A 15,855-nucleotide genomic window follows, 5' to 3' on the forward strand; every position below is an offset into this window, starting at 1 on the left:
AAAATGGGGAGAAGGATCTAGATGACTTTGGAACTTCCTGTTTCAGCGGACTGTTTCATTGATGAGTCTCTTTCACCTGTTAAGGGTGAAATCATGGTTGAACGCCACGTGGCCACCGCTTGGATTGGGATTGATCTGTCAATGCTCGGCGCTATGCCGAGTGAAATGCTCGATGAATATGGGCACGATGTTGCTGTTGATCATGTGAATTTTCCGCGACTCGCTTCGTCAGTGAAAGCAGCGCTGGAGGGTGGTTTAGATTTTGTCACGCTCAACCGGTCTTTTCATACGTCGTCTGATCAGCAACATGACCGGGCATTGGACGGTGTTAAGGCCGCTTCCAAGCTTCTCAATATAGCATCGGGTGGTATTTCTGTTGAGGTACCTCCACTGTTGAAGTTTGTGGAAGCTGGCACGCAAGCGCTGGCAGGGGAGTATGAGCGCTGTTCTTCGCTAGAATTACAGGTCAATGCAACGTCAGATTTTTCTGAGCTATCGAAGATGGCGCAAATTGCTCGAGACGCTGGCGTCAAGGTCACTGTTATCACTGCTGATCCAGCTTTTGCACTCGGGCACGTCAAAGAGATTGCCGCTTTTGCTGATATTGTGCGGGTTAAGACTGCAGAGCCGTTGGCAGCGCAGAAACTGCGCACGCAGCTGCGTGATTATGCGGCAAAGAAGCAGCGGGAAATTTTGGTGTTTGTCGATGTTGGTATCGTCATTTCTGCATCGCGCCAGGCTGCGCAAGAACGCGCTGTGCTGATCGCTGATATCAACCACAAGCCACTTTTCGACGGCATTTCTTCAGTTACCGGAACCGTCTATGATGTGGCTGATGCTATCGAATCTTGGGTGGCAACTGGGGCAGCAGACGGTATCGTTTTTGTGCCTGCGTCTCTTCCTACCGATTTAGCTTCGGTTTTGCGAGGTGTGCTGCCGCTGATGAAAGAGCGCACTAAAATCGACGATGAACTTCCAAAATTGAGTAATTTTCACACCTTTGATGGGCAATAGAAATATGCATACAGCTTGAGAGAGCATTGTTTATCGCTTGAGGTGAGGCAAGCTTCGTGATTCTACGGTGTTCGATAGGTGCTGATTGTGCTGGTGGGCGGTAATGCGTACGCATTACCGCCCACCGATCTCATACCATCCACAAACAAAGTTTTCTGGCCAGATTCAGATATTTCTGGCTTTAGAGCGATTCGCTGCTCTGACGCGTTGCAGTTTGAGTGCGGTAGCGCAGTCCCCATACGAGCAAGGAGCCGATGAGAACAGCACCGATGATGAACCACAAGCCTGCAAGCTTATTGCCGGTTGATTCTTCAAGGTAACCCATGACGGTAGGGCCGAGGAAGCCTCCTGCCAATCCGCACATATTCATGAATGCCACGGCTGCAGCAGCAGTTGCTCCCGAGAAGCGCTGCTGAGGGAAAGTGAAGAGAATCGACTGGATAACGAAGAGTTGCGAAGCTGCAATGAAGAAACCAATTACCGCGATCCAGATATTTGTTGACGTGAGCGCAGCAATCGTGAGTCCGACAGCTACAGTGACGAATCCTGCCGATGCCATAAGCTTTGATTTCTTGAGGCCGACGGCGTAGCGCGGCAAGAACCATGAGCCGAGCGCTGCTGCAATCCACGGAATTGCGGTAATGAAGCCGACCGTAAGTGTGCTCATGTGTGCGTCGTAGGACTTGATCATGGTAGGCAGGAAGTAAGACAGCGAATATACAGCAATCTGATGCGTGAAATATGCCAGTACAACGAGCCAAATGATCGGATCGGCTACAACTGGACCAAGCGAACGCAGATCGTTGTGCTGCGACTTTTCGCCGACGTCTTCGGATGCGATGACTCGTTCGATAAGTGACTTATCGTCGTCGGTGAGCCATTTTGCTTCACGAGGTGAGTCGGGGAGCATCTTCCACACGAGGAGTGCGAGGATTACTGCTGGTGCGCCTTCAAGAATGAACATCCACTGCCATCCATGCAGGCCGCCAAGGCCATCCATTTGGAGGAGAAGACCAGCTAGCGGTGCGCCAACGATATTAGCGATTGAGACGCCAAGGAGGAAGATTCCGATAGCGCGCGGACGGAATTTCTGTGGGAACCAGTAAGAAATGTAGAGGATAATGCCTGGATATAGGCCTGCTTCCGCAGCGCCGAGGAGGACGCGCAGGACGTAGAACGAGGTGTCGTTCCACACGAGTGCCATGGCCATCGAAATAAGTCCCCAAGTCACCATGATTCGTGTGATCCAGAACCGTGCACCTACTTTGTGCATGATCAGGTTTGATGGAATTTCCAACACTGCGTAGCAAAGGAAGAAGAGTCCTGCGCCGAGGCCGTAAGCTCCTGCAGACAATCCGATATCAGCACCGAGTGCTTCTTTAGCCATACCGATATTGGTTCGATCGATGAAGCTGATGATGTACACGATCACGAGCAACGGCATCAGTTTGCCAAAGTTGGTTTTCGTGAGTTTTTCAATGCGGCTTGAGTCGCCACTTTGAATATCAGTCCTGTTAGGTACTGAATGGGTCATACCTATCTCCTTGCGCTTATGAGTTCGAAATGTAGTTCAGAGTTACGGTTTTCGAACGTACAACGTTGTATTTCGTATGTGTTTATTCGTCTGTCGCAAAAACGTGGACTCGTCGTTGAGTATTGGAGCGTCACGTTTAAGTTGTGATCAGACTGTCAACAAGGAAGTGATTAAGCAATGTTAAGTTGATGAATTTTCAATTGAATTGTTCGTGTGTCGTAAAGGGAAGAATTCTCAAAAGTCTATGATCAGGAAAAATGCGCGCATTTTGGATATTAAGGCCGTTACTTAACAGATGTCACGAAATAGTATTCGAATAGGTGCAATGAGAGCTGTTAATAAGAATGCGTAATGTTGATACGCGGTGCATTTTGTTCGTGAATATCTCGCGCTGTTGATAAAAATGATCCAAAGACTGGTGGGGACGCCACGAAAAGCGTCCCCACCAGGATTGATTCAGGAAAATTAGTTCTTATCTTGCTCACTGCTCATTTTGTGCAATTTGCTTGCGAACTTCGTCCATATCCAAATTTTGTGCCTGTTCAATTAGGTCATCAAGTGCGTTCTTGTCGAGTGCACCAGCGCCTTCGTAAATGCGAATGCCGTCCCGGAAAACCATCAGAGTTGGGATTGACATGATGTTGAAAGCCTGAGCGAGATCGGCTTGAGCTTCCGTATCTACCTTGCCAAATTTAATATCAGGATGACGCTCCGAAGCATCTTCAAAGATTGGTCCAAACTGCCGGCACGGACCACACCATGCTGCCCAAAAGTCCAGAAGCACGGTGCCTTCTTCAACTGTTTGTGCAAAATTCTCACTTGTAACTTCCAGCGTAGCCATAGCTTCCTTTCGTAGACGTATCAAAGGCGAATCCTTCGTTACCTTTATCATGAGTTAAAACGCACAGATAATTCATGTATTCCACTAAAATTGAGCTATGGAAGAAATCACCTCCCAAGCTGATCACATCTTGCCAGTTGATGGACAAGTTAGAGATATCGCTTCTCGTGCGAAGTCGGCCTCTTTTGCGGCGCGGTCAATGTCAACCGAAGCGAAGAACACGTTACTCGCCCAAATTGCACATCAGCTGCTTGTAGATGCTCCGCTTATCGAAGAAGCTAATGCTCGCGATATGCTCGCTGGTCGTGAGCAAGGTATGAGTGAGGGACTCCTTGATCGCCTTTACCTCGATCAACGCCGAATCGAATCAATCGCACAATCGGTGCGAGATGTTATAAAACTCCCTGATCCGGTCGGTGAGATCCTCAGTGAAACGACGTTGCCAAATGGACTTGCTCTCACCTGCAAACGTGTGGCGATCGGCGTCGTCGGAATGATTTATGAAGCTCGCCCAAACGTGACTGTGGACGCAGCTGTACTTGCACTCAAATCTGGAAACGCCGTCGTCTTGCGCGGAGGTAGCGCAGCTATACACACTAATGAAGCGCTCGTGGCTTCGATGAAAACGGCAATTCGCAGTGGTGGCGGGGATCCGGATTTGGTCAACACGATTGACGAATTTGGACGCGAGGGAGCAACTGCCCTCATGCGAGCCCGTGGACTGGTAGATCTGATCATTCCGCGTGGGGGAGCTGGACTTATCAAAACAGTAATCGAAACGGCGACGGTGCCAGTTATTGAAACCGGTGTCGGGAACTGTCATATTTACGTAGACAAATATGCTGACCTCAATAAAGCCGTGGCAATCGTTGAAAATGCGAAATTGAGTCGAGTGGGCGTGTGCAATGCGGCCGAAAAATTACTGGTTCACGCCGACGTCGCACAAGCCTTTTTGCCGCGTATCTATGACGTATTTGCCAAAAATTACGTTACGGTTCACGCTGACGTCGAAGCGGTGCGTTTGGCTCCAAAGTCGCTGAAGCTTATCCCAGCTTGCGCCCGCGATTGGGACACTGAGTATCTTGCTAAAGAGATCGCTGTGCGTATTGTGGGCAACGTTGAAGAAGCTATCGAACATATTCGGACATATTCCACGGGGCATACTGAGGCGATCATCTCCCAAGATGAGAAAGTTATTGAGCGGTTCGTCAATAATGTGGACTCGGCAGCAGTGATGATTAATGCTTCGACTCGATTTACCGACGGCGGGCAGTTCGGTTTTGGAGCGGAGATCGGTATTTCCACGCAAAAATTGCATGTGCGTGGGCCGATGGGACTCACGGCGCTCACAAGCACAATGTGGATCGTGACAGGGGATGGGCATGTCCGAGATTAGCGATGGAATCAACACGGTGGATCATCCGCGGCGTCGGATTGGCATTATGGGCGGCACATTCGACCCGATCCATCATGGTCACTTAGTGGCGGCGTCCGAAGTACAACATCATTTTGACCTCGATGAAGTGGTGTTCGTGCCCACTGGTGAGCAGCCTTTCAAAAAAGACCGGCGAGTGACGGTTGCTGAACACAGGTATCTTATGACCGTTATCGCCACTGCGAACAATCCTCGCTTTTCGGTGTCGCGGGTAGATATTGACCGTGGGGGCACTACGTACACAATCGATACGCTGCGCGATTTGAAAAAAGCCTACCCTGATGCTGAGCTGTTTTTCATCACTGGTGCTGATGTGCTTCCTCAGATCCTGCGTTGGAAGGATCAAGACGAATTGTGGAATCTGGCTCACTTTGTAGGGGTAAATCGGCCAGGTCATGAACTGGATACGTCCGGACTTCCACAAAATGGAATCACTTTATTGGAGGTTCCGGCGATGGCTATTTCTTCAACAGATATTCGAAATCGCGCCGGATCAGCAGGCCCGGTGTGGTATTTGGTGCCAGATGGGGTAGTTCAGCACATAAACAAGTATCATTTATATAAAGAGGATCAGGCTACTACAACAGCTCTGGTTCGTGAGCAAGATACTGATGTTGACAACGATGAGATTCGCGGTGAGGGAACTGGGAAGGAACTGGTATGAGTGAGACTCCACGTTTGAGTCGAAAAGAGCTGCGTGAGCTGGGGAAACTAACAGCGCGTGAAAGTGACTCGCCCTCGCTGAGCGAAACAGCTGAGCTGCGACTCCGGCGTCCCTCACGTAAAGAGCTGCGAGAGGCTGAGCGTAGCAACGCTACTGCAGAGCAGACGATTATGAAAGAGTTTGCTGCTCGTAGCGCTGGGGTAAAAAGTGCTGAATCCAGCGACGAAGCTGTGGTTAAGTCGCCAACATCACATGCTAAAGCCAAGACAGATGATGCACGCAGTGAGACTGATAAGAATCAGGCTAAGAGTCCAGTTCCGTCTCCAAGTCCTGTGCAGCGTGTTTCAATTGCGCAGCATGAAGCCTTGAGTGAGAAGAGTGCCTCGAGTGCTCTGAGTGCTGAATCAGCATCGCGTGTTGCGAATTCTGTGGCGGATGAGCCAAAAAAGGTTTCGACGTCTGACCAGCCTATCCGCACTTCCGTTTTCAACCGTTTTGATAACGACGACGAGCCAAAGCAGCCGCGGTCGTTGCGTGAACGTTTGCTTGAGCGCACTCGTCGTGACAGTGAGGTTATCTCGGTTACGGATAGCAAAGTAGATGCGGCGTCGCCGGCAGATGCGGTGGCTGCAGCAGACTTGGTGTCGCCAGTTGATGCTGCACCTGCCGATGAAAAGGCCGAAGAAGTTTCGCCTGCCGTTGCTCAAGACTCAGAAGACGCAGCACCGCAGCAGAGTGTGACCTCCGTGCCGGATACGACAGAGGAAGAGTCTGCAGTTCTCAGTAAAGATGATGCAGTTAGTGGCGAGTCTCTTGCGATCAAGAGCGAGACCAGTGCAGAAAGTGAAGCCGTTATTGAGCCTGAGGCTTCACAAAAAGCCGAAGTTACTGAAGCTGTTGAGGAAGAATCGCTGGTGTATGAAGAAAGCGGGAAGCGCAACTGGATTGGGTTGCTCCTGCTTATCGCAATAGGTGCACTCGTGGGATACCTCGTCGGCTCGTGGGTATCGACGTCGTTCCTGTCCATGGGCACGGAAACGCAAGCGATCGTCGTCGGCACTACCGTTTTTCAACTTTGAGAAAACTTAAGAAATACCCCTGCTACGAAAGGCAATTGTGAGCGCTTCTGCTACCTCTATCGACATGACCATTGTGGCTGCACGTGCTGCTGCAGAATTGAAAGCTACCTCAATCACCGCTATTGACGTCTCGGAACGGCTCGTGCTTACTGACGCATTTTTGGTTGTGTCTGGTTCTTCAGAACGGCAGGTGCGAGCAATCGTTGATACTGTTGAAGAAGCTGTTGAAAAAGCGGGTCATGACCGCTTGCGCAGAGAAGGTCTTGATGGGGAAGCCCATTGGGTGCTGCTCGATTTCGGCGACCTCATGGTGCATGTGCAGCAAGACGAGGATCGTGAGTTCTATGCTCTTGAGAAACTGTGGGGCGATTGTCCAGAAATAGAATTGCCTGCTGATATCGTGGCTGATCCTGAATATCAGGAATCTTCGATGTCGCAGTATTTTGATTTTTCGGATTTGGGTACTGAGTAAGGAAAATTTGTGCCGGTACAGCAGATTGTATTTTGGCGTCACGGTCAAACAGATTTGAATCTTCAAGGAAGAATTCAAGGCTCTTCAGATATTCCGTTAAATGAAAAAGGACGGTCACAGGCGCAGACGGTGGCGCCGGAGTTAGCGAAGTTAAATCCAGATAAGATTTACGTCTCTGATTTGGGGCGTGCGCGAGAGACTGCGCAGTTTCTCAGTGATTTAACAGGGATAATTCCGCAGGTGACACCACAATTGCGCGAGCGGTGCTACGGTGTGTGGGAGGGGCTAACCTCTGACGAAATTCGCGATAAATGGCCACAGCAGTGGCAGCAGTGGCGTTCAGGCCATGAGCCGCAGGATGTGGGAGTTGAAACTCGCGAACACTGCGGTATACGAGTAAAAGAGCTCGTTGAGGACGCTGTGCGTGACGCTGCTGATGGGCAGACGTTGATATTCGTTGCTCATGGTGGCTCGATCGTCAATGGAATCATGGCCTTGCTGGGGATGAATCCGAGTGTATGGGCTGGTATTCAGGGCCTTGACAACTGCCGGTGGGCGGTTTTGAAACCGCGAGAAGGGGCAAATCCTCCGTGGCGATTGTGCTCGTATAATTTAAGCGAGATGGCCAGCGACGAATTGGAAAACGTCTGGCGCTGACGGCTGCTGGCTTCGCAGATGCCAGATTGGCTGATGCTCACGTGGTATGCTGCGCAAACCACGTGAGCTGTTTCACCACATAACCTATAGCGAGAAATTGGCAATTCCTGGATTAGCTGAGTAATATTAATCAAGTCCGCGGGGCATTGGCGCAGTTGGTAGCGCGCTTCCATGGCATGGAAGAGGTCAGGGGTTCGAATCCCCTATGCTCCACCAAATCGAGGGGTCTGAATGATTACGGTCATTCAGACCCCTCGTTTCGCGTATTGTGCCGGTTTGGGTGGGCGCCTTACCCGCAGCCAAATGCGAGCCTACCGTCCAGCCCGTGCCTGTAGCACAAACACACCGTCCAACCTGCACCCGTAGCACAAGCACGCCGTCCAGCCCGCGTCTGCGAACCAGCATCCGCGCATCCGCACACCAAACACGCAGCCAGCGCCATGAATGTGATTTGTTAAGCGAATAGGTAAACACGGCAGGTCATGATTGTAGTTGAGAATAGAATTATGGCACTCTAGGAGAGTGTTTACGCTCTACTCCATAGTTGATGTCCCGCTGCTGTCACAAGTGCGTTTCGACCCGCAGGTGATTGTCGCCGAATCGGGGGCCGATCGAATCGGCTCGCTCAACTCTGCGCAAGTTGTGGAAATGGACATTCTCAATGACGTGGAGGATCTTGACACGTCCACCGGCGCAGCTATCGGACAAGAACTGAAATATGCGGTGGCTCGGCGAATCTTGTTGTGGGTGGCCGTAGTGGAGACGGAACACATAACCCGACTTCAAGCTGCACTTGGCGCTGATATTGTGCGAATTGCCGGTGATGCATTCGAGGTACCTGAGCATTTGCGGCATCGTTTTCCTGCGGCGTCGCTGGTGACGCCCGTCGTCGTCAGTCCAAACAAACTGTTAAAGAAGCTTCTTTCCGGAACTGATTCGCAACGCGAATGGGTGCGCAACCACCTCGAGGGGATCGACTCGAAAGGCATCGCATCGGAGAATTTTTCTCTGCTTAAACAAGCAGAGGTGAATATCGTCGAGAGATCGCTATTTTTTAGAATGTTTCGATCGCCCAAATTTATCGCGTATCTCGTAGTGTTTATTTATTCGAGTTTGCGTGCATTACCAGTCGTTTTTGTGCCGCATTTCCACGGGAATGTATGGGTGCTGTGGTCCTTGGACGTCTTTACGGCTGTTCCGTATACCTGGGCACTCATTGAAATGTTTGCCGGGCGCACGTGGATGAGGAGATTTGCAGGCCTCGTGGTGGCAATGGCGACATTTGTAGCGCCATATATTTATTTCTGGACGAACGGAAAGCATTACCCGCCGATAGTCAATGTGATTGTCATTGGTTTTATTGTGGCTGCTATTGCCATTGAATTGTATCGGTGGGGGAGAGATAAGAAAGTTTCGCAGATAGTTAGCGATTCTTTTGAGGTTGAGGATCTTGCCCGAAAATAGTTCTCAGCACGCCAGTGAGCATAAACCAGCCGCCGCTGATCCAGAACAAAGACAGTAGCCAGGTTGGGGCTTTCGGATACATGACGAGAAGTGCAGCTACTGTGCCAATCCATATCGTAATTGCGGCGATATTGTATGGCATGAGCTTTTTGACTCGGAATGGGTGAGTGTAGTGGGTTGGAACTAAGGTGAGGATTGCGAGAACCACAGTCGTGGTGGCGTTGAACATCCAGTTTGTTTGTAGCACGTAAAGAATAACTGCCACGATATTCCATGCGGCAGGGAACCCCACGAAATAGTAATCGTTAGATTTCCACTGCTTATTGGCGTAGCAGAACATTGACGATACAACAATAAGAATCATCAGCGCCATGGCCAGTGGTTTTGGTCCCATCGGCAGGAAAAGATACATAAACACTGCCGGAATAAAAGTCCAGGTGAGATAGTCGATGGCGATGTCCACGATTCCGCCGTCAAACCACGTAACCACTTCTTGCACGCGAGCTTTTCTAGCGAAAGTACCGTCAACGGCGTCGATAACCATGGCGATGCCGAGCCATAACCACATCCATTTGATCTCACGATCAATGAGTGAGAGCGTTGCCAGGCAAGCAAACATTAAGCCCGAGAGCGTGAAAGCGTGTACGCCCCATGCGGCAATTCGGTTAATGGTGGTAATTGGCGCCTGATTCGGCATGAAAACTCCCTGTGTCGGCAGCTTAATGTTCGTATGACAGGTGAACATTAAAATGCGCATTTCGGATTTGGTAACTAGCTGTTTAATAGTATCAAGTAGAGTCGAATTCCGATAAAAGTGTGTTCAATCTTAGTTTTCGGGACAGTCGGCATTTTCGATATTTTTGTTTTTTGACGTGGAAATATTTCGCTTCTTCAGGCATTCTTGAGATAGCGGGAACGTCCGAACACAATTTTGTGTTAGTCGTGAAATAATTTCCGTGACCGTTGTTTTTCTTCACAACAAAGGAGTTTCACCATGAAGAAACTAATCAACTCTCCAGATACTGTTGTTGCAGATGCGCTCAAAGGAATTGAAGCGTCTGATTCAAATGTGCGTGTTGACCACGAGAATCGTGTCATTTACCGTTCGGTAAAGAAAGACGCCGGAAAGGTTGCGTTAATCTCGGGTGGAGGTTCTGGGCACGAGCCTCTTCATGGTGGCTATGTTGGCTTGGGCATGCTCGATGCTGCGTGCGCGGGGGAAGTTTTCACCTCGCCAACGCCGGATCAGATGCTTGCAGCGACTACTGAGGTAGACGGCGGCGCAGGAGTTTTGCATATCGTCAAGAACTATACGGGCGATATTATTAACTTCGAGATGGCGGCAGAGCTAGCTGCGGATACGGGCGTGGAGGTGCGCACGGTTGTGGTGGCAGACGACGTCGCGGTGCAGGATTCGTTGTACACCGCGGGTCGTCGTGGCGTCGGTGGCACTGTGCTGCTCGAAAAGATTGTTGGTGCTGCTGCTGAAGAGGGCAAGAGCCTCGATGAGGTAGCTGAGCTTGCGCAGCGCGTTGCTGATAACGTTCGTTCGATGGGTATGGCGCTCACTTCTTGTGCAGTTCCAGCTGCAGGAAAGCCGACTTTCGATCTACCAGATGATGAGATGGAAATCGGCATTGGTATTCACGGCGAGCCAGGACGTCACCGTGAGAAGTTCACGAATGCTAAGGACATCGCTCGTCAGCTTGTTGAACCGATTCTTGCTGATCTGGACTTCACCGATTCTGAGAATATCGTGATGGTCAATGGGATGGGCGGCACACCGCTACTTGAGCTCTACATCGTCTTTGCAGAGGTCAAGGCGTTGCTTGATGAAGCAGGTGTGAAGATTTCGCGCAATCTCGTGGGTAACTACATCACCTCTCTTGAAATGGCGGGATGTTCATTGACGATCCTTAAGGCTGACTCTGATATGGTGAAGTACTTCGATGCACCAGTAGTTACCGCAGGAATGCGGTGGGGAGAATAAACCGTGATTACAACTGATTTTGTTACCGCATGGATTACTCGTTTTGGCGAGCTCATTCAAGAAAACCAAGCTATGCTCACTGAGCTGGATTCACCGATTGGCGATGCTGATCATGGTGGAAATATGGCTCGTGGTATGAGTGCCGCTGTGCCGGCCTTGGCTGACGCTGCGAATCTTGAAGCACAGCTCAAAGGCTTGGGTATGACGATGCTGTCCAAAGTTGGCGGCACGTCAGGTCCGCTTTATGGCACGTTCTTCTTGAAGGCAGCTAAGGAACTGGGTTCGCAAACTGAGGTTTCGGACGATGTATTTATCGGTGCGCTGCGTGCGGGACTGGATGGTTTGGTTAGCCGTGGTAAGGCAGAGCTGGGCGATAAGACGATGGTCGATGCTTTGACCCCTGCGATTGAGGCTTTGGAAGCTGCTGGTGATCTGGCACTTGGTGCTCCCAAGGCTTTGGAAGCTGCCACTGCTGGGCGCGATGCGACGATTCCGATGTTAGCAAAGAAAGGTCGTGCTTCTTACCTCGGTGATCGTTCGATTGGGCACCAAGATCCTGGGGCGACGTCGGCAACCATGCTTTTCGAGGCACTAGCGGGAGTCGTTGCATGAGCGTCGGTATCGTAGTTGTTTCTCATTCGCGCGCGCTGGCTGAAGCTGCAGTGGATTTGGCAAATATCATGGTGCATGCTGATGCCCCGCGCATCGCAATAGCTGCAGGTTTGGACGACGGCGGTTTTGGAACCGACGCAACCCAGATCATGAGCGCTATCGAAGAAGTTGACGGCGGTGACGGCGTCGTTATTTTCGTCGATATGGGCTCAGCTGTGATGAGCGCACAGACGGCGATTGAGCTGCTCGATAGTGATGCTCGCATTTTGGCCGCTCCTTTTGTTGAGGGCATTACGGCGGGCGTGGTGGCTGCTGCGACTGGCGCTGATTTGGTGCAAGTTGTGAAGCTCGCTCAGGGGAGTCTGAATGCCAAAGTGCAAGCTGTTGGGGAGGAAGTGGTTTCGAATCCTGGCGCTGGATGCTGCGGTAATGGGGAGTGTTCCGACGCCGAATCCTCAGTGACGTCGACGCCGGTAGTTTCGTCCGTGGCGAGCGTGCGAGGGGCTGAATCTGATGCTTGCGAGGCTGATGTTGAGATCGTTAACGAGATCGGCTTGCATGCACGTCCTGCTGGAAAACTTGCTCAGCTTGTCTCTGAATTCGATGCAGTTATTGAGATTAGCTGTGATGGACGTGAACCAGTTGAGGCTGATTCGATGATGGATTTGATGTCTCTTGGTGCTACGTTTGGGCAGGTTTTGCATGTGCGCGCCGCTGGAGTGCAAAAAGAGGAAGCTCTTGCTGCTGTTGTGGATTTCATTCAATCTGGAATGGGTGAATAAGCGCATAATAGGTTGTGGCCTACCAGCTGTGCCAAACAGCTGGTAGGCGTGAATCTTAATCCTGCTGGGGGTGGGGTGGCTGGAAAGCCACCCCACCCCCAGCCATATGTGCACCTTGCATAGTGGCTCGACCGTTGCAGTACACGCAGATTGTTTCCTACATTACAAAAACTTGCGACTGAGCTTCGCACTAATGTAGAACTGACTAGTCAGTACAAAAACAATTTGATGGAGAGAATCGTGACTGAATCAGAAAATTTTCCTCTGATCGAAGGGCGATCTGTATTACTCAATGGTCCACGTGGTGCCATTATCGAACCACTTGACTTCAGCATTGAACCGGGCACACTCACCTTATTTCTTGGCCATGCCGGTTCCGGCCGGACTTCCTTACTTCTAGCGCTCACTGGCAGACTCAAGCTTTCCGAACAATCGCAGCTCCACGTGCTGGGACACGAACTCCCACACGATATGCGAGCAGTGCGAAACGAATCCGAAATAATCGGAATCCACGATCTTGATCAGCTTGATGAGCAAGTGACCATCGGGGCAACCATTCGTGAACGTCTTTCGATACATTCCCGAGCCTGGACTCATATCGCCAGGGTCAACGATGCCAAAGTGCGTGAAGTGTTGACGCCGATCTTTGGCACGCGTCCAATACCACGTGCAAAAGACCTCGTCTATGAGCTGAGCGAGCTAGATAATCTCCTTTTCCGCATTGCTCTAGCGATGATTGCTAAACCCCAAATACTAGCAGTCGACAATCTTGATTCGCTTCACGAAGATAACGATCGTGCGATCTTGCTGGAAACTCTCAAAAATTTGACTTCGACAGGTGTGACTGTCGTGGCATCAGCAACAGGGGAAGAAGCCTTGCGAGGCACTTTAGATATGCCACACAATATCGTCATTTTGAACAACTCGAGTGAGGAACGTTAATGTTTGCATGGAATACACACGGAACAGAACTAAAGCGTTTCTTTCGACTTCCGCTTACGCGCGCAGCTATCCTGGCCATTCTGCTTATTCCGTTACTTTACGGCGCGATGTACGTGTGGGCGTTTTGGGATCCAACCGAGCGTTTGAGCGATCTTCCGATCGCTCTTGTTAACGACGACGTGGCAGTGACGACGACGGAAGGCGAAAGCGTGCATATCGGTTCCGACGTCGTCGATCATCTGAAAGAAGAGCAACCACTCGATATTACCGTGACGAATGACGAGGACGCGAAGAGTGGCATCGAAAGCGGAAAATACTACTTCATGATGAAAATTCCGAAAGATTTTTCATCAAGTATTGTCTCACTCGGTACACAAAATCCAGAACAAGCGAAAATCGACGTCGTCTATAACGATGCAAACTCCTTGCTTGGCTCAATCTTAGGTCAAAATGCAATGAAAGAGCTGCGCACCCATTTAACAGCTACCGTTAATGAAGAAGTGTCGAGCAAGATGCTGAATGGACTGAGCCAAGCTCATGACGGCCTCAACCAAGCTCACGATGGTGCAGCTCAACTCAGCGACGGCGTCACGCAGCTTAACAGTGGAAACAACCAGTTAGCTGAGGGTGCGCAAACTCTTAACTCTGGAGCTGCACGCTTGGCAACAGGTGCTTCGCAGCTTGCCTTGGGTGCTTCGCAGCTCAAAACAGGTCTCGATAAAGCACATGCAGGAAGTGCCGAAATCGTAACAGGTACTAATAAAGTTGCTGGGGGAGCGAGCCTACTTGCGCAAGGATCTCAACAGCTCACAGCAGGAATTTCAACAGCTAACGACGGGTCGGCCGCCCTGCATAACGGCACCACTCAGTTGCTCGGTAAAGTGAAAATGCTCGCTGACGGTACGAAACAACTCTACTACGGCGTGCACGGTGTGCCAGGAGATTCGAGCAACCCAGGTTTGCAGCCGAGCTTAACTCAGGCAAATGCCGGTGCTCAAAAACTTGCAGCAGGCGCAAAAACGCTGGCAGATGGATTGTCCGCTATGCAGACCAACTCGCTCGATACGCTCATCGCGGCTCTTGAAAATGGCGATCCGCTCACCAAACAAATAGCAGAAGCGAAATTCCGCGCGGCAATCGCCCAAACAACTCAAGGCGCACAACAGCTTTCAGATGGCCTTAACGGCACGGCACAAACGCCTGGTTTGGCGCCGTCGTTGGCGGCAATGAGCAGCGCCGTCGATAGCAAGTTGGTTCCTGGAGTTGATCAGCTATATGCCGGAACGAACTCAACGACCAGCGAAAATCTAGTCACTGCTGTGACGAAACTTGATGCGGGAGCCGGTTCACTCAACACCGGATTGGCGAAGCTGCTCGGAGGCGCACAAACTTTTGGACAAAAACTAAGTGAGCTATCCAGCGGCGCTCAAGCCCTCAATCAAGGATCGGTTGAACTGAACACTGGCCTGGGTAAACTCAGCACAGGAGCACAAAAAGCTGAAGATGCTACTGGTCAACTAGCTCAAGGTTCAGAGAAACTCCGCGATGGATCACAGATCCTCGCTGACGGTGCCACCCAGCTTGCTGATGGTTCAAAACGAGCAGCTGACGGTGCTGGCGAACTCGCCAACAAACTCGCTGAGGGTGCAGCGAAAATTCCTGCGGCGTCGTCGGACCTTGTGAAAGTACAGGCAAGCACGATATCTCAGCCTATTGCCTTGGAAAACCACAACAATAATCCAGCCGATTCGTGGGGCGAGGGATTTGCGCCGTTCTTCATGTCGCTGGCTCTGTGGGTAGGATCCTTGATCACGTGGTTGCTTTTGCGTCCACTACCGTCACGATTGATGCTCACATCGGCACCAAGCTGGCGTATCGTGGCGTCCGTTTTGCAACCAGCGGCCGCAATTCTCACCGGGCAAGTTCTTATCATGCTCGGAGTGATGCACTGGGCAGTGGGTGTGAATTATACGCACGCTTTGGGAACCATCGCGTTCTCAATGCTTATCGGAATAACATTCTTGACGATGCAGCACGCTATTCAAGCAGTATTCGGTGCGGCGCCAGGAAAGCTTATTGCGATTGTGCTGCTCATGTTGCAGCTTGCATCAGCTGGCGGAACTTATCCGGTGGACGTCACGCCGCGCTTCTTCCAAGTTGTGCACCCGTGGATGCCCATGACTTACGCGGTGGACGGATTGCGTGAAACGATTACTGGAGGAGTGGAAACTAGGCTCGGAGTTGCTATCGTAGTACTAGGTTCAGTGACCTTGGCATCGGTTGTTATAAGCAATATTGCGACGACGCGTCGTCGGGTCTGGAACGTCAATACTCTCCATCCGGCACTTTCTATCTGAGCACTAATGAGG

General features: G+C 50.9%; 15 protein-coding genes and 1 tRNA gene. 13 read left to right on the forward strand and 3 right to left on the reverse strand.

Translation table 11 applies throughout. The features are described from left to right. The first annotated feature begins 21 nt into the window (after positions 1–21). Positions 22–1,014, forward strand: coding sequence for an LLM class oxidoreductase (locus JOD55_RS05365; protein ID WP_204399034.1), 993 nt, complete (start codon positions 22–24; stop codon positions 1,012–1,014). Positions 1,015–1,195: 181 nt separating this feature from the next. On the opposite strand, the gene JOD55_RS05370 is transcribed toward JOD55_RS05365, so the two are convergent. Together JOD55_RS05370 and trxA are read right to left on the reverse strand one after the other, a co-directional pair. Continuing rightward, positions 1,196–2,548 (reverse strand): MFS transporter, encoded by a 1,353-nt coding sequence (locus JOD55_RS05370; RefSeq protein WP_204399035.1) that lies wholly within the window; start codon positions 2,546–2,548, stop codon positions 1,196–1,198. 481 nt (positions 2,549–3,029) lie between these two features. Next, positions 3,030–3,389, reverse strand: a complete 360-nt coding sequence (gene trxA, locus JOD55_RS05375; protein ID WP_204399036.1) for a thioredoxin — start codon at positions 3,387–3,389, stop codon at positions 3,030–3,032. Positions 3,390–3,486: 97 nt separating this feature from the next. On the opposite strand from trxA, the gene JOD55_RS05380 reads away from it, so the two are divergent. From JOD55_RS05380 to JOD55_RS05410, 7 genes are all read left to right on the forward strand, one after another. After that, positions 3,487–4,785, forward strand: coding sequence for a glutamate-5-semialdehyde dehydrogenase (locus JOD55_RS05380; protein ID WP_204399037.1), 1,299 nt, complete (start codon positions 3,487–3,489; stop codon positions 4,783–4,785). After that, the gene (gene nadD / locus JOD55_RS05385; RefSeq protein WP_338022199.1) at positions 4,772–5,488 is read left to right on the forward strand and encodes a nicotinate-nucleotide adenylyltransferase; all 717 of its coding nucleotides are present in this window, start codon (positions 4,772–4,774) and stop codon (positions 5,486–5,488) included. Before JOD55_RS05380 ends, nadD begins: the two co-directional genes overlap by 14 nt. Further along, entirely contained in the window at positions 5,485–6,567 is a 1,083-nt protein-coding gene (locus JOD55_RS05390; RefSeq protein ID WP_204399039.1) for a hypothetical protein, read from the forward strand. Before nadD ends, JOD55_RS05390 begins: the two co-directional genes overlap by 4 nt. 37 nt (positions 6,568–6,604) lie before the next feature. Then, positions 6,605–7,039, forward strand: a complete 435-nt coding sequence (rsfS, locus tag JOD55_RS05395; RefSeq protein WP_204399040.1) for a ribosome silencing factor — start codon at positions 6,605–6,607, stop codon at positions 7,037–7,039. Positions 7,040–7,048: 9 nt separating this feature from the next. Continuing rightward, positions 7,049–7,696: a histidine phosphatase family protein gene (locus tag JOD55_RS05400; protein ID WP_204399041.1), complete on the forward strand. Its 648-nt coding sequence runs from the start codon at positions 7,049–7,051 to the stop codon at positions 7,694–7,696. A 140-nt stretch (positions 7,697–7,836) separates the two neighbouring features. Beyond that, positions 7,837–7,912, forward strand: a tRNA-Ala gene (locus JOD55_RS05405). A 306-nt stretch (positions 7,913–8,218) separates the two neighbouring features. Further along, a complete protein-coding gene (locus JOD55_RS05410) occupies positions 8,219–9,160 on the forward strand; it encodes a hypothetical protein (protein WP_204399042.1) in 942 nt (313 codons plus the stop codon). Here the strand turns inward: JOD55_RS05410 and JOD55_RS05415 are convergent. Then, on the reverse strand, positions 9,120–9,857 hold the full coding sequence (locus tag JOD55_RS05415; RefSeq protein WP_204399043.1) for a CDP-alcohol phosphatidyltransferase family protein: 738 nt from the start codon (positions 9,855–9,857) through the stop codon (positions 9,120–9,122). The two genes, JOD55_RS05410 and JOD55_RS05415, sit on opposite strands and share 41 nt — an antisense overlap. Before the next feature lie 297 nt (positions 9,858–10,154). Between JOD55_RS05415 and dhaK the strand changes: the two genes are divergently transcribed. The 5 genes from dhaK to JOD55_RS05440 all read left to right on the forward strand — a co-directional run bounded on the left by dhaK (position 10,155) and on the right by JOD55_RS05440 (position 15,843). Beyond that, the gene (dhaK, locus tag JOD55_RS05420; RefSeq protein ID WP_204399044.1) at positions 10,155–11,150 is read left to right on the forward strand and encodes a dihydroxyacetone kinase subunit DhaK; all 996 of its coding nucleotides are present in this window, start codon (positions 10,155–10,157) and stop codon (positions 11,148–11,150) included. Between the two features lie 3 nt (positions 11,151–11,153). Further along, the gene (gene dhaL, locus JOD55_RS05425) at positions 11,154–11,762 is read left to right on the forward strand and encodes a dihydroxyacetone kinase subunit DhaL (RefSeq protein ID WP_204399045.1); all 609 of its coding nucleotides are present in this window, start codon (positions 11,154–11,156) and stop codon (positions 11,760–11,762) included. Next, positions 11,759–12,544, forward strand: a complete 786-nt coding sequence (dhaM, locus tag JOD55_RS05430) for a dihydroxyacetone kinase phosphoryl donor subunit DhaM (protein WP_204399046.1) — start codon at positions 11,759–11,761, stop codon at positions 12,542–12,544. The genes dhaL and dhaM overlap by 4 nt, the downstream gene beginning before the upstream one ends. Before the next feature lie 240 nt (positions 12,545–12,784). Beyond that, entirely contained in the window at positions 12,785–13,486 is a 702-nt protein-coding gene (locus JOD55_RS05435) for an ATP-binding cassette domain-containing protein (protein WP_204399047.1), read from the forward strand. Continuing rightward, positions 13,486–15,843 (forward strand): YhgE/Pip domain-containing protein, encoded by a 2,358-nt coding sequence (locus tag JOD55_RS05440; protein ID WP_204399048.1) that lies wholly within the window; start codon positions 13,486–13,488, stop codon positions 15,841–15,843. Before JOD55_RS05435 ends, JOD55_RS05440 begins: the two co-directional genes overlap by 1 nt. Positions 15,844–15,855 lie beyond the last annotated feature (12 nt).

This window comes from Arcanobacterium pluranimalium, assembly GCF_016907845.1.
Classification (GTDB): Bacteria; Actinomycetota; Actinomycetes; order Actinomycetales; family Actinomycetaceae; genus Arcanobacterium_A; species Arcanobacterium_A pluranimalium.